Origin of the sequence: Thalassospira profundimaris (assembly GCF_003326755.1) — a bacterium.
Lineage (GTDB): Bacteria > Pseudomonadota > Alphaproteobacteria > Rhodospirillales > Thalassospiraceae > Thalassospira > Thalassospira profundimaris_B.
Window position 1 is genome coordinate 11,878 of sequence record NZ_JPWH01000033.1, and the last position, 17,564, is coordinate 29,441.

Annotated in this window: 16 protein-coding genes and 1 pseudogene; 8 read left to right on the forward strand and 9 right to left on the reverse strand. The window is 55.9% G+C overall.

The features are described from left to right. Position 1: 1 nt before the first annotated feature. Positions 2-2,458: a type I secretion system permease/ATPase gene (locus tag TH25_RS22575; RefSeq protein WP_114090520.1), complete on the forward strand. Its 2,457-nt coding sequence runs from the start codon at positions 2-4 to the stop codon at positions 2,456-2,458. Further along, on the forward strand, positions 2,445-3,758 hold the full coding sequence (locus tag TH25_RS22580; protein ID WP_114090521.1) for an HlyD family type I secretion periplasmic adaptor subunit: 1,314 nt from the start codon (positions 2,445-2,447) through the stop codon (positions 3,756-3,758). Before TH25_RS22575 ends, TH25_RS22580 begins: the two co-directional genes overlap by 14 nt. A gap of 52 nt (positions 3,759-3,810) precedes the next feature. On the opposite strand, the gene TH25_RS22585 is transcribed toward TH25_RS22580, so the two are convergent. Then, positions 3,811-4,281 (reverse strand): Lrp/AsnC family transcriptional regulator, encoded by a 471-nt coding sequence (locus tag TH25_RS22585; RefSeq protein WP_114090522.1) that lies wholly within the window; start codon positions 4,279-4,281, stop codon positions 3,811-3,813. Positions 4,282-4,413: 132 nt separating this feature from the next. On the opposite strand from TH25_RS22585, the gene TH25_RS22590 reads away from it, so the two are divergent. Beyond that, positions 4,414-5,028, forward strand: a complete 615-nt coding sequence (locus TH25_RS22590) for an RBBP9/YdeN family alpha/beta hydrolase (RefSeq protein ID WP_114090523.1) — start codon at positions 4,414-4,416, stop codon at positions 5,026-5,028. 37 nt (positions 5,029-5,065) lie between these two features. After that, the gene (locus TH25_RS22595; protein ID WP_114090524.1) at positions 5,066-6,007 is read left to right on the forward strand and encodes a LysR substrate-binding domain-containing protein; all 942 of its coding nucleotides are present in this window, start codon (positions 5,066-5,068) and stop codon (positions 6,005-6,007) included. On the opposite strand, the gene TH25_RS22600 is transcribed toward TH25_RS22595, so the two are convergent. Next, the gene (locus TH25_RS22600; RefSeq protein ID WP_114090525.1) at positions 5,986-6,501 is read right to left on the reverse strand and encodes a cupin domain-containing protein; all 516 of its coding nucleotides are present in this window, start codon (positions 6,499-6,501) and stop codon (positions 5,986-5,988) included. The genes TH25_RS22595 and TH25_RS22600 overlap by 22 nt on opposite strands. Positions 6,502-6,662: 161 nt before the next feature. On the opposite strand from TH25_RS22600, the gene TH25_RS22605 reads away from it, so the two are divergent. Next, positions 6,663-7,607, forward strand: a complete 945-nt coding sequence (locus TH25_RS22605; RefSeq protein WP_220151484.1) for an alpha/beta hydrolase family protein — start codon at positions 6,663-6,665, stop codon at positions 7,605-7,607. Continuing rightward, the gene (locus TH25_RS22610; protein ID WP_181847793.1) at positions 7,600-8,070 is read left to right on the forward strand and encodes a GNAT family N-acetyltransferase; all 471 of its coding nucleotides are present in this window, start codon (positions 7,600-7,602) and stop codon (positions 8,068-8,070) included. The genes TH25_RS22605 and TH25_RS22610 overlap by 8 nt, the downstream gene beginning before the upstream one ends. Positions 8,071-8,129: 59 nt before the next feature. Here TH25_RS22610 and TH25_RS22615 read toward each other — a convergent pair whose 3' ends face one another. From TH25_RS22615 to TH25_RS22645, 7 genes are all read right to left on the reverse strand, one after another. After that, positions 8,130-9,917, reverse strand: coding sequence for an adenine deaminase (locus tag TH25_RS22615; RefSeq protein ID WP_114090527.1), 1,788 nt, complete (start codon positions 9,915-9,917; stop codon positions 8,130-8,132). Beyond that, the gene (locus TH25_RS22620; RefSeq protein WP_114090528.1) at positions 9,914-10,843 is read right to left on the reverse strand and encodes a nucleoside hydrolase; all 930 of its coding nucleotides are present in this window, start codon (positions 10,841-10,843) and stop codon (positions 9,914-9,916) included. Before TH25_RS22620 ends, TH25_RS22615 begins: the two co-directional genes overlap by 4 nt. After that, positions 10,843-11,877: an ABC transporter ATP-binding protein gene (locus tag TH25_RS22625; RefSeq protein WP_114090529.1), complete on the reverse strand. Its 1,035-nt coding sequence runs from the start codon at positions 11,875-11,877 to the stop codon at positions 10,843-10,845. Before TH25_RS22625 ends, TH25_RS22620 begins: the two co-directional genes overlap by 1 nt. Beyond that, positions 11,870-12,649 (reverse strand): ABC transporter permease, encoded by a 780-nt coding sequence (locus TH25_RS22630; RefSeq protein WP_114090530.1) that lies wholly within the window; start codon positions 12,647-12,649, stop codon positions 11,870-11,872. Before TH25_RS22630 ends, TH25_RS22625 begins: the two co-directional genes overlap by 8 nt. Beyond that, entirely contained in the window at positions 12,646-13,473 is an 828-nt protein-coding gene (locus TH25_RS22635) for an ABC transporter permease (protein WP_073957168.1), read from the reverse strand. The genes TH25_RS22630 and TH25_RS22635 overlap by 4 nt, the downstream gene beginning before the upstream one ends. A 130-nt stretch (positions 13,474-13,603) precedes the next feature. Further along, a complete protein-coding gene (locus TH25_RS22640) occupies positions 13,604-14,623 on the reverse strand; it encodes an ABC transporter substrate-binding protein (protein WP_114090531.1) in 1,020 nt (339 codons plus the stop codon). Beyond that, positions 14,620-15,699 (reverse strand): LacI family DNA-binding transcriptional regulator, encoded by a 1,080-nt coding sequence (locus tag TH25_RS22645; protein ID WP_114090532.1) that lies wholly within the window; start codon positions 15,697-15,699, stop codon positions 14,620-14,622. The genes TH25_RS22640 and TH25_RS22645 overlap by 4 nt, the downstream gene beginning before the upstream one ends. A 660-nt stretch (positions 15,700-16,359) precedes the next feature. On the opposite strand from TH25_RS22645, the pseudogene TH25_RS22650 reads away from it, so the two are divergent. Further along, positions 16,360-16,662: pseudogene (locus TH25_RS22650) on the forward strand (CoA transferase); the annotation flags it as partial. Continuing rightward, positions 16,659-17,552, forward strand: a complete 894-nt coding sequence (locus tag TH25_RS22655; protein ID WP_114090534.1) for an HpcH/HpaI aldolase/citrate lyase family protein — start codon at positions 16,659-16,661, stop codon at positions 17,550-17,552. The pseudogene TH25_RS22650 and the gene TH25_RS22655, both read left to right, overlap by 4 nt. The last annotated feature ends 12 nt before the right edge of the window (positions 17,553-17,564 follow it).

A 17,564-nucleotide genomic window follows, 5' to 3' on the forward strand; every position in this document is an offset into this window, starting at 1 on the left:
AATGAACCAATCGCTAGGTCGCATAAACCCGTTGGAAGATTCAACAAACCGGAACACCGCCGATCAGCAGAACCAGACATCGCAAGCCGCCAGCTTGCCATTGGATTCAACGCCAGATCAGGATGAAAGCCCGCAAAACCGCATTGACTATGCCGAGCAATGCCTGGTGTATTTGTGCCGCCATTATGACATGTCGATCACGGTCAATCATTTTCGCAATTTGGCCGATGGCCTGCAGGAAACCGGCCCAAAGGGCTTTGCCGAGATGGCGCGCAAGGTGGGGCTGGCCTGCATTGCAGGCGATGTGAAACTTGAAACCCTGACCCACACAACCCTGCCGGTTGCAGCCTTTCTGGATGATGGCAAGGTTGTTGTGATTGTCAGCCGCGAAGGCCCGCACAGGCTGGCGGTCTATGACCCGGATTACGGCGATGCGCCGGTGATCATGTCGGTTGCCGATTTGCGCGGGGTGTTTAGCGGTCTTGGCATTGCCGTGCGCCCCTATTTTCGTGAAAGCCGCCATGTTGACCATCAATTGGAAAAACGGGGCCGGCACTGGTTCTGGTCGGCGCTGGGTAAAAACAAACCGATCTATTTTCAGGTGATTATTGCCGCCGCCCTGACCAACTTTTTAAGCCTGACGGTCTCGCTATTCACGATGGTGGTCTATGACCGCATCCTGCCTAACGAGGCGATTGACTCACTGATCGCGATGACGGTCGGGGTGGGCTTTGCCATCTGTTTTGATTTTATCATCAAAATGCTGCGCGCCCATTTTATCGACCGGGCAGGGATAAAGGCCGATCAGGAAATTGGCAGCGAGATTTTTGACCATTTGCTGGAAATGCAAATGAAGGACCGGCGCGGGTCATCGGGGGCCTTTGCCAATACCCTGCGCGAATTTGAAACATTGCGTGAATTTTTTACCTCTGCCTCGCTGGTCGCGCTGGTCGATATTCCGTTTATCGTGCTGTTTTTGTTTGTCATTTATGGCATTGGCGGGCCGCTGGTGCTGGTTCCGGCCATTGCGGTACCGACCATCATCATTCTGGGCATTGCGGTTCAGCCCCTATTGGCGCGTTATGCCCAGTCGGCCTTTGAAGAAGGGCAGACCAAGCAGGGCGTGCTGGTGGAAACCATTTCCGGGCTGGAAACGGTAAAAACATCGGGCGCGGCCCGCCTGATGCGCCAACGCTGGAAAGACAGCCTGAAATTCCAGGCCGGTGTGGGGGCGCGCAGCCGCCGTATTTCGCATATGGTTGTCAATATGACGGCCTCGGCCCAGCAGATTTCGCAAATTGGCATTGTCGTGTTTGGGGTTTTCCTGATTGCGGCGGGCGAAACCTCGATGGGTGCGCTTGTCGGTTCCGTGATCCTTGTGGGGCGGGCTTTGGCGCCGTTGGGGCAAATTGCGCAAACGCTTACACGCCTTAACCAGGTGCGCACATCCTATCGTAATTTGAACGGGTTGATGAAACAGTCGACCGAACGCCAGGACGGGCGGCATTATCTCTCGCGTCCGCGTCTGGCGGGACGGATCGAATTTCAGAATGTCAATTTTTCCTATCCCGGGCAAAATGTCGCCGCCCTGCGCGATGTTTCCTTTGTGATTGAACCGGGCGAGAAAATTGCCCTTCTGGGGCGGATCGGCTCGGGCAAAAGCACGATTTTGCGGCTGATGCTGGGTCTTTATGAACCTGATAGCGGATCGATCCTGATTGATGGCACCGACATTCGCCAGATCGACCCGGCAGATTTGCGGGCCAATATCTCGGCGGTATTGCAGGATGCGTGGCTGTTTTCCGGCACGGTAAAACAGAATATCTCGGTCGGGGCCTTTCGCCCCAATGACGAAGAAATTCTGCGGGCGGCCAGCCTTTCCGGCGCGCATGATTTCATCAGCCGCCATCCCAGCGGCTATGATTTGATGATTCAGGAACGTGGCGAGGGTCTGTCGGGCGGGCAGCGGCAATCCATTTCGCTGGCGCGCGGGCTGGTCGGTGCGCCACCGGTTTTGCTGATGGATGAGCCCACCAGCATGATGGACATGCAAACCGAACAATTGGTGGTGAACCGCCTGCGTGAAGAGGCCAAGGACCAGACCATTCTGGTTGTCACCCACCGGCCCAGCATGCTCGATCTGGTTGATACGGTGCTGGTGCTTGATGCCGGGGCTGTGGTGGCGCGGGGCCCCAAATCGATTGTCAATAAAAAGAGCCCGGCGGCAGGGGACCCGGATGATCATGACAAACCGGAACCGCCAACAACAGATGGCGCAGAAAGTGCATCCCCGCGCCCCGGTGAAGACGCACCTTCTGAAGACAAACCGGCTTCTGTCACGGCGATAAATTCTGGCGCAACAAAACGTCGTCCCTTCGCCAGAATTGTGCGCCACAGAGTTGCGGGCGCAGATGCCGCGATGATGGAAGAAAAGGAGACCGGCAATGGCAAAGCGTGATTTGAATGCCGCCATTATCCGCCAGATCAATGGCCGAAAATCCGTTTTTTCCGGTTGGGCTTTGTTGAGTGTGATTGGTCTGTTCCTTGCCTGCATGATCAGTTGGGCGGCCGTTGCCGAGGTGGACGAGGTCACACGCGGGTCGGGCAAAATTATTCCATCGCAGGATTTGCAAAAGGTGCAAACCATGCACGGCGGCATGATCAAGGATATGCTGGTGCATGAAGGGCAGCGGGTGCAGCGCGGCGATTTGTTGCTGGTACTTGATACCACGGCCTCACAAAGCGAATATAACCAGCTGGAACAGAAAAAATTCGCCCTGCAGGCGCAAATTGAACGCCTGACCGCTGAAATCAAGGGGGCTGACCTTGCATTTTCACCGGGATTGGAACAAAGCGCCCCTGCTGTGACCCTGACCCAACAGCGCCTTTTTGAAGGCCGCCGGTCCGAACTGGCATCGGAATTGGCGGTTTTGGAACAGCAAAAGCGCCAGAAGATCAAGGAAATGAGCGAGGCGCAAAGCGAGTTCGATACCGCGACCGAAGGGCTTGTTTTTTCGCAGTCCGAGATCAGCATGATCCAGCCGCTGGTGGAACGCGGGATCGAACCGAAACTATCGCTGATTCAACTTCAGCGCACCCACGCCGAATTGCAGGGCAAACAGCAGACCGCAAAAATCCGTATCGAACGGTTAACCCTGGCGCTGGCCGAGATTGCCGAACGGTTCAAAACCATGCACGAAACCTTCCGCAAGGAGGCATTGCAGGAACTTTCCAAAGCAACGGCGGAGCTGGCCGAACTGGAACAAAGCCTGCCGGCCTATGCCAGCAAGGTGGAACGGTCCGAGATCCGGTCGCCAGTGGATGGCATTGTGAACCAGATTTTAAAAACCACCATTGGTGGTGTTGCCCAGCCCGGTGAATCGCTTGTCGAAATTGTGCCGGTTGATGATGATTTTCTGGTCGAGGCCCACATCAAACCCGCCGATATCGGCTTTTTGCATCCGGGCCAGCGGGTCAAGGTCAAACTGACGGCCTATGATTTTGCCCGCTATGGCTCGCTCGATGGAGAGCTTTCAACCATTGGCGCCGATGCGATTGAACTGCCCGAAACAAAGGAGCCGGTCTATCCGGTGGTGGTGCGGGTGTTTTCCCGGCTGACCGATGCCAGCGGCAAGCCGCTGGATATTGTTCCGGGCATGGTGGCGGAAATCAATATTCTGACCGGCAGTAAAACCGTTTTGAACTATTTTGTCGAACCGGTGGTCAAGGTCAAGAAAAACGCCTTTACCGAAAGCTGATCGTGCCGGTTGCGGGTGTTGCAAACCTGTGCCTATGGCGGTGCTGCACCCGTTATCCGGGATGTCGATATTGCAACAGGGCCGCGCCAATCGGTTTGGCCGGTTCGGTGCGCAAAACCAGCGATGTTGTAACCGCCCCGTGGCGGGCGATGCGATCAACGATGGATTCAAGGTCGCCCGGTGTTGGCACCAGCACCTTTAACATAAAACAGTCCTCGCCGGTCAGGCGGTGGACTTCGATGATATGGGGCATGCGGGCAAAATCGCGCAGGCAGGGCTGAATATGGTCATGGGTGGTTTTCAGGCGGATAATCGCCATTAAGCCCAATCCCAGTGCCGCCGGGTCAATGCGCGCGCCATAGCCGGTAATGATACCGCGTTCTTCCAGCCGTTTGACCCGTTCGGACATGGCGGGTTGTGACAGGCCAATACGCCGCCCCAGTTCCGACAGCGGGGTGCGGGCATTTTCCTGCAGGGCTTCAATAATCGCAATATCAAGCCGGTCGATTGTGGGCTGTTTCATCTGTTGTAATCCCGCTGAAAACCGTTAAATCATCGGAAAATTCAAACATTGACCGATGACTTGCCATATACGTTTTGTGAATATGAGCCATAATCAACGCCATCAGTGATAGATTTTTCAGGGATGGCATAGATGCAAAACCCGATTGTGATTTTGCCCGGTATTGGCGGGTCTGGCGATGACCACTGGCAAAGTATATGGGAAGGCCGCTGGCGTGCGGAAAACCGCAAGGTTGTTCGCCTGTCACCGCCAAACTGGGATGAACCCCGGCTTGAAGACTGGCTGGCCGCCCTTGATGAGGCCCTGAAACATATTGGCGAACCTGCCGTGCTGGTGGCACACAGCCTGTCCTGCCTGTTGGTGGCCCACTGGGTGGCAAAGCGGATGGCACAGCGGGCGGCAAAACGGGCCGATAAGGCGTGGGGTCAGGTTTTGGGGGCGTTTCTGGTGGCGGTACCCGATCCAGGCGGGCCGGCCTTTCCGTCGCAGGCGGCATCATTCCAGTCTGTCCCCCGCGACCCATTGCCGTTTGCCACCTTGCTGGTCGGAAGCCAGAATGACCCTTACGGGTCGGTGGATTATGTCAATCGCTGCGCCCGGGACTGGCGTGCTGCCTGTGTGATGGCCGGAGCATTAGGGCACATCAATACCGCCAGCAATCTTGGCGACTGGCCCCAGGGCCAGAATTTGTTAACCGCATTTTGCGCGGGTTTGACATCACATTGCCATTTTGGCAAAGGGCGGTAAAAATGCTGCATTCATATCCAGGGAACAGTCAGACACGATGGATCACCCGGAAAAATCGATGCGGTTGAATGTGCCATTGAATGCCTTGCGTGCCTTTGAGGCGGCAGCACGGCATTTATCGGTAAAGGATGCCGCATTTGAATTGGGGGTTACGCCATCTGCGATCAGTCATCAGATCAGAATATTGGAAAATATTCTGGGTGTTGAACTGCTGCGTCGGGCCGGGGGTGGGCTGGAACTGACCGAAAGCGGGGAAAAACTGGTGCCCGATTTGACGGATGGTTTCGCCAGGATTATCCATGCCGTGGGCAATTTGCAAACCGGGGCGGTGCAGGGGCCGTTGCGTTTATCCATGTTGCCGACATTTGCCGCGCATTGGCTCTCGCCCCGTTTGGTTCAGTATCCCTTTGAAAAGGCGGGGTTTGAATTGCTGATTTCTACCAGTCAGCAGGCGGTGGATTTACAGGCGGGTGTCGCTGATAGTGCCATTCGCCACGGGCAGGGGCAGTGGCCCGGTCTTGCGGCGGATTTGCTGTTTAACGAAAGCGTGACGCTTCTGGGCACGCCCGAAATGGCGCGGGGCAGTACAGATGACATTCGCGCACGGATCAGCCACGCCAACCTGTTTTTATCCCAGCACCGGCGCGGGAATTTTGCCACCTGGAATGCAACGCTGCCCGGCGGGCCTGTCACGCCCGCTGCAATAACATATGTTGATTCCGCCGGGCTGGGTTTGCGTGCCGCCATTGACGGGGCCGGTATGACACTCGCCAGCAGCGAAATTGCCGCCAGTGATATTGCCGCAGGGCGACTGGCTCCGTTATTACCGCACAAGGTTGCATCGGGTGCGGGATATTACCTGGTTTATCCCGACCGCCTGAAACGGGACAGGCGATTGCGCAATTTGCGGCACTGGCTGTTGGGTATTGTTGATCCAGTTCCCGCTCAAACCTTTGCTCACACCTCGCCCTCCCAGTAATCGACAGCATCGCGGGTTGCAAAATTAAGCGACAGGCGGCGTTTTGCCTTGTCACCCCCCGGTGCGGCACCGGCAAAAAGGGCCACCTTGCCGGAATCCGGGTATTCCAGAATATCGGGTTCGTTCATGCTGCTAATTGCGATATAGCGCAGCGGGCCATTGTCATCGGCCTGCAACTGATGGGCGGTTTCCGGCCCGCCCGCCGGGCAGACAATGACTTCCCCCGGTCTGACCGGCCAGCGCGTGTCGCCAAAGCGCAAGGTGCCGCTACCAGCAAGAATGACAAACATTTCGTCATTGGCATGATGGCAATGAAAGGGCCATGCCTTTTTACCCGCCGGAACCTCGACCAGCCTTGCCCCCAGCTTGCTTGCGCCCAGCGGGGCGGCAATGGCGGCAAAGGCGGCGGCAAAATTTTGTCCGTTTGTTTGGGGTGTGAGCTCAAGATTATCAAGGTGAATAACGGGGCAGGAAGCGGGTTTGTCCTGTTTCATGGCGCATCTCCGATCATATGGTCCGTTATGAAAGATCAATCCGGGGGTAGTTTGCAATTGAGGATGTCTCAACTTGTCACGAGAAAACATCAATTGCATTTGCCCGCCAATGCCGGTCACTATCGACATGTCTGTTTGGGTTTGGCGAAAGGAGGACTGCCATGATGCAAAAAGCAGATCCGGTTCGCTTTACCACCCATACACAGGATGGCGTTGCGATTTCCGGGTTTGAATGGCGATGTGACAACCGGGATGAAGCATGGCGTCGCCCGGTTGTTATTATTTGCGCGGCAACGGCGGTACGGTGCAAATATTACACCCGTTTTGCCGCCTATTTGCACCGCAACGGGTTTGATGTTCTGACATTTGATTATCGTGGTATCGGGGAATCCCGGCCTGCCCGTTTGCGCGGTTTTGCTGCCGGTTGGGGGGATTGGGGATTTTTTGATGTTGAAAGTATATTGCACTATGCCAGCGTGCGATTTCCCCGCCAGCCGGTTTATGCTGTGGGTCATTCGATTGGCGGCTTTGCCCTGGGCCTGGCACCGTCCAGTCATATGTTTAAACATGTGGTCACAGTGGGTGCGCAATTTGCCTATTGGCGCGATTACGCGCGGGAACTCCGGCGCCGCATGTATCTGAAATGGCATGTTTTTATGCCGCTTCTTGCCCGGTCCATCGGGTATTTCCCCGGCGCAAGGCTGGGCTGGCTGGAAGATGTACCGGCCCATGTCGTGCGCGACTGGAGCAAAATGGGCCCCCGTGTGGAAAAAAGCCTGTCATCGGCCGTGGCCGCCGCCCGGCTGGAGCAGAATTTTGCCGCAATCAATGCCGAATTACTGGCAATTGGCCTGACGGACGACCCGTTTGGTACGGTTGCCGCCGTTGAACGGCTGCTTGGATATTATCGCGGCTCAAACCGGACCCATCTGCGTATTGCGCCGGGGGATATTGGTGTTGAGGCGATTGGTCATTTCGCCTTTTTTCATGACCGGTTTGAAGCCAGTTTATGGCCCGTTGCACTACACTGGCTGCAAAATGGCAGCTTGCCAGATGACACGCCAGGAACGGTCCTTATGTCGCATCAGAAAGAAAAGCATGATTGACATTTTGCAGGCAAAACCCTCTCACCGTTCCGTATGGGAAACCTTGTGGCGTCAGAATATCGTCCATTTTGGTGCGGCGGATATGACAGATGATGTGATTGAAACCTTATGGCAGCGTATTTTGAACCCCGATCATCCCATGCAGGCCTGGCTGGCACTGGAAAAGACCGGCCAGACTGGACCGGCGGATGATGACGTGGTGGGGCTGGCACATATCATTGTCCATCCCCATACCTTTTCCCTGCGCGATGTCGCCTATCTGGAAGATTTCTGGGTCCCCGATACCCAACGGGGCAAGGGTATTGGCAGCCAGATGATCAAGGCCCTGACCATTGTGGCCAAACAGCAGGACTGGGGCCGGTTATACTGGTTAACCGCCGGGGACAATATTGCGGCCCAGCGCCTGTATGACCGCCTGACAGATCGCGTTGATGCGGTTTTATATAAAATTGATACGGCTTGATTGGCCTGATCATATGCAGTTCGGGCTATGGTGGATTACGCACCATAGCCCGGATGGTTTCAGGACAGAATTTCCAGAACCGGTGTTTCCAGCACCGTATCGCTGATCACATCGGCAATGCCCCGGTCGGTTTGGTGCGGGCCGATATTGCAGGCCAGTGTGGCGCCAAACAGGGCCTTGAACACAAGGTAGGGCGGGTTCCAGTCCACAATCCTGTCGGTTGCCGCGCGAATGGCGGCAAATTGACCGGCGGTTTCCTGCATCGATGTTTCGGTCAGCAATCCGCAAAGCGGCAGGGGCAACAGGGCGTCTATTTTACCGTTGGAGGCAACCGCCATGCCGCCGCCTGCGGCAATCACGGCATTGGCGGCAACGGCCATGTCCTCGGCATTGCCACCAAAAACCGTCAGGTTGTGGCTGTCATGGGAAACGCTTGTGCATACCGCACCGCGCCACTGGCCCCACCCGGTCAGCAGGCCAACGCGCGGCTGGCTGTCGGCTTTGCCGTGGCGGTGGGCAACGGCAATCAGGGTTGCCTCTTTGGGCGGGATGACAAAACCATCCTTGACCGGTGCCTCAACTTCACCCCAACGGGTAAAGCGGGGCTGGTCAATGGTGGCAAGGCGTACCTTGTTGCCACTGGCACGAATACGAAAATCATCGGCCGAAAGGGCCTTGATTTTCATGGTGTTGTGCAAAATGCCAGGGTCTTTTGCCGGGGCGGTTTCGCAGATGTCACCGTTATTGGCAACCAGTTTGCCATTGGCAAAAACATGGCTGGCCGTGAAATTTTCCAGATCATCAAACAGGACGATATCACCCCGTCGCCCGGCGGCAATCAGCCCCAAATCATCGCGCTTAAGGTGCATTGCCGCATTCAGGGTTGCGGCCCGCAACGCCCAAATGGCAGGCATCCCGTAAGATACCAACCGGCGGACCACATCATCCAGCCCGCCCTTTTGGACCAGATCATCGGGGAAAACATCGTCGGTACACAGCGATACCGTTTGCGGCATAAAGCCCAGTTTGTTCAGGGTTTTGACAAATCCCGGCAAAAGATGATCGTGCGATCCGCGCATTTCAACATGAATACCGGCACGCAATTTTTCCATCAAATCTTCGTTTGAGGTCAGTTCATGGTCGGAACTGACACCGGCGGTCATGAAGGCCTGAAGGTCGCATCCGCTCAGGCCGCGGGCATGACCACACACCATTTTACCCGATGTCAGCCCGGCCTGCATGATATGTGTCATGCGGCTGGTGCGGTTAATAACGCCGCGCATATTCATGACTTCGGCCAAACCGGCAATGGCCGGCCAGCTTAAAATATCGGCCAGGGCCGATCCGTCAAAATCCGCGCCCGAAATTTCAAGCCCCGGTGCCGCCGGAACACAGGAAGGGGCGAGTACCAGCGCACGCAAGGGCAGGTTGCGGGTGGCATCAACGGCCCATTTTACGCCGTCCTTGCCCAAAACATTACCCAGTTCGTGCGGGTCCCAGACGATTGTGGTCACACCGCGTGGCACAACGGTTTGCGCATAAATGGCCGGTGTCACCATCGAACTTTCAACATGCAAATGCGTGTCGATCAGCCCCGGGGTAATGAATTTCCCGCTGGCATCGATGGTTTGTTGCGCCTGTTTAAACTGGCCGGGCTTGTGCACGCTGGCGATCAGCGGGCCAACCAGGCCAATATCAGCCGCACGAATTTCGCTTGTGACCATATCAACCACATTGCCGCCAATAATCAGCACATCAAAGGGCGCATCCCCCCGTGCGGCGGCAATGGCGCGGCTGCGCAGGGCTTCGTTATTCAAATCGGCAGGTTCGCTGGTTCTGGTGTTCATTTTTTTGCTTCTGCTTGCAGGGCGCTGAAAATCATGTCGCGGGCGGCAGTGGCATTGACCCGCACCGCATAGGCGCCGTTCTTGGGCGATGAAGGCCTTGGATCAATAATGGTGCGTCCGCGTGACGGGCCGCTATTCAAATCAACGGTGATATGGGCCGGGGCAAATTCGATGACGTCATCACGGGTCAGCGCGATGGCGGCACAGGGGTCAAACAGGGCCATTGCCGTGCGGCCCCGTGTCACGGCGATGTTGATATAGCCCTCTGTCAAATCGGCCAAAAGGGCGGCATTTTTGCCCCCGGCATGGCGAATGGCGGGCACATCTTCCGGTGCAGCCAGAACCTGCCGGCACAAATCCAGGTCCACCATGCGAAAGGGCACATTATGGGCCAGCACAATTGCCAGGGCTTCCGGGTCGGCAAAGGCGTTATATTCCGCCGATGCAGTATGGTTGCCCAGGCTGAATGCTCCGCCCATCCAGGTGATCTGGTCCATTTTTGCGGCCAGTTCTGGCCGGGCCAGCAGCAAGGCGGCAATATTGCCCAGTGGCCCCAGGGCCAGGATATGGCGCTCTTCGCCTGCCGGGGCCGGGCTTTGCAGCCACGCGCACAGGGCGTCAAAGGCTGGCTTGGCCGGTTTTAACGTGGCATCGGGCAGGGTTTTGCCCGCTGATAACATGCCGGTGGGCCCCATAATGCGTTCGGCGGTTTCAAGGGTGCCCAATGTTGCCCGGTCGCGCCCCTGATGAATGGGGAACTGCCAGCCAAACAGGCTGGCGGCTGCAGCGGCATTGCTTGCCACTTGTGGCAATGGGGAATTCCCCGCCACCAGCGACATGCCATCAATTATTTTGCCACCGTGGATGACGCACAGCACAGCGGCGATGTCGTCAAAGCCCATGTCGGTGTCAATCCAGATTCCCATTACAGGCCCCCAAAGCGCGCAAGCGGTGCCGCCTTTTTGACGTTCAGATCAAAGGCAACCTCCCCGCCAAACGGATGCACCGGCAGGCTGGCATCACATTCCGCCTTGATTTGCCCCAGCGGCGTATCAAGCAGATATTCCCGCGTGCCACCGGCAAAGGATGTGCCGCGCACCTTGCCGCGATAGGGGCCGGACCCCAGCGTGATGGTTCCCGGGCGCCAGGCAAGGCCCCTGGTATGGGCTGGAACAGTGCCGTGCAGGTCAATTTCGTGCTCGCCGGTTTTCAGCATGCCGTTATGCAGGGCAAAGACATTTTCAAAACCGACAAAATCGGCCACAAAATCCGAAACCGGGTGGTTATAAATCTGCTCGGGCGTGCCGATCTGTTCGATCAGGCCGTCCTTCATCACAATAATCCGGTCGGCCATTGCCAGGGCTTCAACCTGGTCATGGGTAACGAAAATCATGGTGACACCGCTTTCTTTTTGCACGCGCTGCAATTCGGTGCGCATTTCAAGGCGCAGGCGGGCATCCAGGTTGGAAAGCGGTTCGTCCAGCAACAATACCTTGGGTTCCATCACCATCGATCGCGCCAGCGACACACGCTGTTGCTGCCCGCCCGAAAGCTCGGCGGGTTTGCGGGTGGTGAATTTTTCCAGCCCCACGGTTTTAAGGCCCTGTTTGACCCGCGTATCCAGATCATTGCCTTTAACCCCCATCAGGCGCAGGCCAAAGGCAACGTTTTCATACACATTAAGGTGCGGAAACAGGGCATAGGACTGAAACACCAGCCCGACAGGCCGTTTGTTGGCAGGCGTTCTGGTAATATCAACCCCATCCAGGCGAATGCTGCCCGATGACGGGGTCAGCAAACCGGCAATTGCCCGCATGGTGGTTGTTTTACCGCAGCCCGACGGGCCCAGCAGCGCCACCAGTTCGCCTTTGCCAATATCCAGATCCATTTCCGGCACGGCAACATTTTTGCCATATGAAAGGGTCAGTTTTTCAAGGCTTAGAAATTTTGCATCAGACATAGCGGGAAAATCCTAGGAAACGTTCGGCCAGAAACACAATACCCAGCGACATGAAGGCCAGCAGCGCCGACAGGGCGGCAACCGACGGGTCGTAGGTGATTTCCATATAGGCCAGCATATCAATGGGTAGGGTGCGTACACCGGGCCCGGACAAAAACAGCGATACCGGCACCTGGTTAAAACTGGTGACAAAACCCAGAATAAAGGCCGCCAAAATACCACCGCGAATATTGGGCAACACCACGCGGAAAAACGCTCCCATACGTGATGCACCCAGCAAAACCGCGGCTTCTTCGATGTCGGATCGCAAATTGGTCAGGCTGGCGGAAACAACCCGCACGGCATAAGGCAAAATAAGCGCGGTATGGGCGACAAACAGGGCAAACAGAATGCCGGTGTTAAACGGCACGACAAAATAGCGCAGCAACGCCAAACCCACGATAATGCCCGGCACAATGATGGGCGAGGACACAATCGTACGGATGGTTTCAGCCCCAGGCACCTTGTAACGCGATAGCGCATAGCTGGCAGGGACACCCAAAATCAGGGCCATCAGGGTGCCGCCAATGGCCAGAAACATCGAAATGCCAAAACTTTGACGGAAACTTTCGATTTCAAAAACCTTGAACACCCAGCGCAGCGACAGGCCCTGGGGCGGAAAGGCAAGGGTTTCACCAGCGGAAAGGGACGCGGCAATAATAATGGCAAACGGGCCGATCAAAAACGCCAGCACCAACAGCAAAACGAGGGGGGAAAACAGGCGTGATGTCATTTCTTGTTCCTCGCCGTTGCCAGCCGTTTAAGCAGCAGGTTGGCCGAAAAGGCCATGACGATCAGGATCAGCGCAATCACACTGGCCGAGACAAAATCATTGGCAACCGTGACCCGCTGATACATCAGGGTTTCCAGCATCAAAACCTTGGACCCGCCCAGGATGGCCGGGGTGATATAGGCGGTCATGGAGCCGGTAAAAACCAGGGTGCCGCCAATCACCAGCCCCTCGCGGGTGAGCGGCAAAATCACGCGGGTGAAAACCTGCAACCAGTTGGCCCCCAGAACCCGGGCGGCAGGCACCGCATCGCGCGGCATGTTTTCCAGCGCACTGATCAGGGAAATGATCATAAGCGGCAAAAACAGTTGTAACAAACCAATGAAAACGGCGGTTTCGGTAAACAGGAAACGGATCGGTTCATCACTCAGGCCAACGGCAACCAGCGCCTTGTTGACAAAACCGGTACGTCCCAAAATAACCAGCCAGGCATAGGTGCGCGCAACGGGTGAAATCATCAGCGGTAAAACCACCAGCCCGGTGACACGGCCCTTGCCCTTGGCAGGCAGGTTGACAATGGCAAAGGCCGCCGCATAGCCAATGACGGCTGATGCTGCTGTTACCATTGCCGCCAGCTTCAGGGTGCGAAAAAACACCGCCTGATTAAGCGAATGGGAAAAGAAATCAATATAGGCCTGGATAGACCAGCCATCGGCCGTGCGAAACCCTTCTGACAGAAGGATCATCACGGGAACCAGAAAAACGGCTCCGGCAAAAACGGCGGCAGGCAGGACCAGTGCAATGGCTTCGGCCCGGTTCTGAAACATTTTAAGTGCTCTGTAGGGATTTGTCGGTAATTGCCCGGCGTAATGATACGTGGAGCGGCTTGGTCATTCGGTATTTCGCGGACAAAGTCAGGATTGGCAGGGCACCCTATGGCACCCTGCCACCTGAATGTTACTGGCCGACTTTTTCGTTCCACTGTTCCAGCCAGGCATCACGATGATCAATCATGACGTCCGACGGGATCAGGTGAAGATTGGCAACCGTATCGGCGCCATAGGTCAGGTTATCGGCAATGTCGTCGGAAACCTTGACATCCTTGTTGGCCGGGCTGTCAACCAGGCCTTCGGCAAGTTTGGTCTGAATGTCGGTTGACAGCCAGAAATCCATGAATTGCAGGGCAAGGTCACGATGCTTGCTGCCCTTGGTCAGGACCATCACATTCATGCCGCCGGACTGGCCTTCTTTCGGGGTGGCCCATTTGATCGGCAGGTCCATTTTGGAAAAACCCTTCCAGGCGAAACGGCCAATGGGGGCGGCCCAGATTTCTTCCTGCTGCATCAACTGAACCAGTTGGGATGACCGGACATAAAAGGTAACAATGTCATCCTTGTGCTTGCCAACTTCTGCAATCGGGGCCTTCAGGCTGGCATCGTCGTCGCCCATTGCCTTGCCCAGCATATAAAGCACAAGCGGCCCCTGGCTGGTGGTGATATTGGGCAGGGCGACATGGCCTGCCAGTTTATCAGACAAAAGATCTTGCCAGGACGTTATGTCAACCTTGTCGGACCGATAGGCAATCGAGGTGCTGTAAAAGGTGTAACCAACGCTGTGACCATCGCCATTCGGATCTTTGGCGATGTCATAAAGCTTGTCAAAATTTTCCAGTTTGGAAGTGTCGATGGTGTCGGTCAGGTCCTTGCGGCGTGCGGCAAGGGCATCCTGGGATGTCATCACGGCAAGGTCCACAACCGGATGGTCCTTGTTGGCTTCCATTTTGGCAAGGCGTTCAACCGAGTTGCCGGTTTCAACAACCAGTTCACAGCCGCATTTTTCCTCGAACGGTTTATAGAGGATTTCCTTAAAGGCATCCTGGGCAAAGCCGTAAACCGAAATGGTCAGTTTGTTTTCGTCGGCCTGGGCCGCATTCAGGGATGCGATCAGCGCACAGGAAGCCAGCAGCAGTTTTTTCACAACGTCTCTCCATTGGAATGGGGTGTTTGGTCAAAAGGGGCCGGGCCGGTGGAAGACCGAATAATCAGTTCCATCGGAACCCTGGACGTATCAGCCATGACGGTATCGGGGACCGTTCGTTTTTTTTGCAAGGATGTTTTGGGCTTGGGATCACGGTTGCCATTGATTTCATCAATCAGGGCAGCAACGGCGATATTGGCAATTTGCGACATATTCATCCGCACCGTGGTCAGGGCGGGGCTGATGACTGGCGAAAAAATCAAATCATCAAATCCGGTCACGCTGACCTGGGTGGGGACTTGGAAACCGGCTGTTTGCAGTTCGGTCAAAACCCGCAGGGCCAGAAGGTCAGATACGGTTGCAATGGCGCTTACACCTTGTGAGATCCGTTCGGACAGGTTCAATGATGCTGCTGTGCCGCCCTTGCGTAACAGGGGTTGCAGCCAGAGCGTCTGGCACGAAATATCGCGTTTAAAGGCGGCTTTCATGCCGCCAATACGGTCATTTTGCACATTCGATGCCGGGTCGTTGCCCAGCAGCAGAATATTTTTGTGGCCCAGCTCCATCAGATGGCGGGCAATTTGTTCGCCCGCCTGCCAATGATCGGCCGAGACGGTATTGCCGGGGGTCGAGGGGGTATCGATCATCGCCACCGGGCAGCCCACCGTGCCAATGCGTGTGCCGCGACGCGGAATAACAATAAGCCCGTCCACCCCGCGTTCGATCAGGCGGCCGATGGCATCGGTCTGGGTGGTCACGTCGTCGCGGGAATCGGCAATCAGCACGCCATAATCATTTGTCGCCGCCGCACGCTCCATCGCCTGGGCAATCTGCGGGAAAAGCGGGTTGCCAATATCGGGCAGGACCAGCCCCAAAACCCCGGATCGCCCGGTGCGCAGGGCCCGCCCGGCACGGCTGGGGACATAGCCCATTTCGCCGGCTTTTTTGCGAATTTTTTTAACCAGATCCGCCGAGACCCGGCCCTTGCCCGACAGGGCATTGGACACAGTGGCCGACGAAACCCCAAGGGCCTCGGCTATTTTGCTCAGATTTGGACCTGTCCGCTTGCCAGCCATCTACTGCTCGAACGTCACATTTGCTAAAACAATGATTAATCGATTAATCAAACGCTAGTCGAGTTTGAACCAAGAGTCGAGCATAAATGATGGCGGAAATGTGAAGACGCTGTAAATATGATAAAGTCTGAAACGCACGGCAGACCTCGAAAATGCGTATAAATATACGGCAGATCTACAAAATGGTGCGGCATGGTCCTTCAGGAATGCACCGCATCATGGGGACGGCGATCTGAATTCTGTTTTGGAATATATCATCGGCAGGGCCGAACAGCGTATTACAGAATCACGTCGATTTTTCGGCGCCCTCATTGGCAATGGGGATAGCCATCTTCTTCGTTTTTTGAGTTTGGCACCCCGAAGTGATGGCACAACGACCTTTTCCGGCATTGTCGCTGGATCATGTGTTTTTGCGGTGGGGCGATCTGGCAGGGCCCGCGCTATGTTTACAAAATGGCGGATGGCATGTATGTCGCGCTGTCCGGGTCCATGTAGCGTATGGCGGAAAGGCTGTTTCGCCTGGTGGGGCATGATGATATGAACCATGATCCGTGCTATGGGATCAATACGACCAACGCGAGCAATGCGGTACGTGTTGCGTATCGTGGCGAGGTCGATAGGATTGTTGGAAACTGGATTGCTTAATACAGCCGTGACGAGGTAATGGAAAAATTTCAAGCCGCCGAAATTACGGCATCGCCCATTTATGACATCGAAGATATCCATAAGGATCGTCATTTTATCGGGCTTGGCGTTTATAAGGATGTCCCGGATGTGGATTTGGGGGACGTTGCCATGCTCAGCCCGGTTCCAGGATTGTCAGAGACACCCGGAACCCTGCATTTTGCCGCCCCGCCTTCGGGAGCGTATAGCGAACGGATTTGGCGTGAAATCGGATATGATGACACACGGATTGCTGCGGCTTTTGCCAGCGGGTTGGTTCGCCAGGGCATGGATAGATGACAGCGATGCAGGATCATTTACATTGTTCGTGGCGCTCGCTTTTATATGTGCCAGCCAATAATGCACGATTTGTCGCCAAGGCGCAGCAGCGCGGTGCTGATGGCATCGTCCTCGATCTTGAAGACAGCGTTCCCGATACAGACAAGGCAAATGCGCGGAACCTGTGTGCCGAGACTGTTGCAGAAATGGTTGATGGCCCGAGCGATGTTCTGGTTCGGATTAATGCCAGCCTGCGAAAGGCCATTCCCGATCTGGAAAAAATCGTGCAACCGGGTTTAACGGCCATTTTGCTGCCCAAGGCCGACCGGCCTGACAAAGTGGCTTTGCTCGCGGAAACGCTTGACGAACTGGAAGCCGAACGGGGCCTTGTGCCCGGCGGCATCAAATTCATTCCGATGATCGAATCTCCGGCGGGTTTTTTCGCTGCCAGTGAGGTTGCAACAGCATCGTCGCGGGCTGTTGGTTTGTTGCTGGGCAGCGAGGATTTCGCAACGGAAGCCGGGATGGAACCGGACCCTGAAACCCTGTTATTGCCGCGCCAGCAATTGGTATTTGCCGCGCGCAAGGCCGGGCTGGTGCCCTATGGTTTGCTCGAAAGTGCAGCTGATTATGCCAACCTTGACAAAACAAGGGATATTGCGCGCCGCGCGGCACGGTTTGGCTTTGAGGGGTCAACTTGTGTCCATCCGGCTTTGGTGCCGGTTTTGAACCAGGCCTTTTCGCCCGGTTCCGAACAAATTGCCCATGCCCGCGCGGTGATCGCAACCCTGAAAACCGCCGCAGCGCAAGGCAGGGGGGCTGCGGTTTTGAATGGTCGAATGATAGACGCCCCCATGCGCAAGCGCGCCGAAAGGCTGTTGACCCGCGCCCGGCGTTTTGGATTGGTTTAAAAAAGCAATCAT

Coding starts and splice junctions, on each gene's coding strand:
- TH25_RS22575 (WP_114090520.1), top strand. CDS start 2: ATGAACCAATCGCTAGGTCGCATAAACCCGTTGGAAGATTCAACAAAC.
- TH25_RS22580 (WP_114090521.1), top strand. CDS start 2,445: ATGGCAAAGCGTGATTTGAATGCCGCCATTATCCGCCAGATCAATGGC.
- TH25_RS22585 (WP_114090522.1), bottom strand. CDS start 4,281: ATGAAACAGCCCACAATCGACCGGCTTGATATTGCGATTATTGAAGCC.
- TH25_RS22590 (WP_114090523.1), top strand. CDS start 4,414: ATGCAAAACCCGATTGTGATTTTGCCCGGTATTGGCGGGTCTGGCGAT.
- TH25_RS22595 (WP_114090524.1), top strand. CDS start 5,066: ATGGATCACCCGGAAAAATCGATGCGGTTGAATGTGCCATTGAATGCC.
- TH25_RS22600 (WP_114090525.1), bottom strand. CDS start 6,501: ATGAAACAGGACAAACCCGCTTCCTGCCCCGTTATTCACCTTGATAAT.
- TH25_RS22605 (WP_220151484.1), top strand. CDS start 6,663: ATGATGCAAAAAGCAGATCCGGTTCGCTTTACCACCCATACACAGGAT.
- TH25_RS22610 (WP_181847793.1), top strand. CDS start 7,600: ATGATTGACATTTTGCAGGCAAAACCCTCTCACCGTTCCGTATGGGAA.
- TH25_RS22615 (WP_114090527.1), bottom strand. CDS start 9,917: ATGAACACCAGAACCAGCGAACCTGCCGATTTGAATAACGAAGCCCTG.
- TH25_RS22620 (WP_114090528.1), bottom strand. CDS start 10,843: ATGGGAATCTGGATTGACACCGACATGGGCTTTGACGACATCGCCGCT.
- TH25_RS22625 (WP_114090529.1), bottom strand. CDS start 11,877: ATGTCTGATGCAAAATTTCTAAGCCTTGAAAAACTGACCCTTTCATAT.
- TH25_RS22630 (WP_114090530.1), bottom strand. CDS start 12,649: ATGACATCACGCCTGTTTTCCCCCCTCGTTTTGCTGTTGGTGCTGGCG.
- TH25_RS22635 (WP_073957168.1), bottom strand. CDS start 13,473: ATGTTTCAGAACCGGGCCGAAGCCATTGCACTGGTCCTGCCTGCCGCC.
- TH25_RS22645 (WP_114090532.1), bottom strand. CDS start 15,699: ATGGCTGGCAAGCGGACAGGTCCAAATCTGAGCAAAATAGCCGAGGCC.
- TH25_RS22655 (WP_114090534.1), top strand. CDS start 16,659: ATGACAGCGATGCAGGATCATTTACATTGTTCGTGGCGCTCGCTTTTA.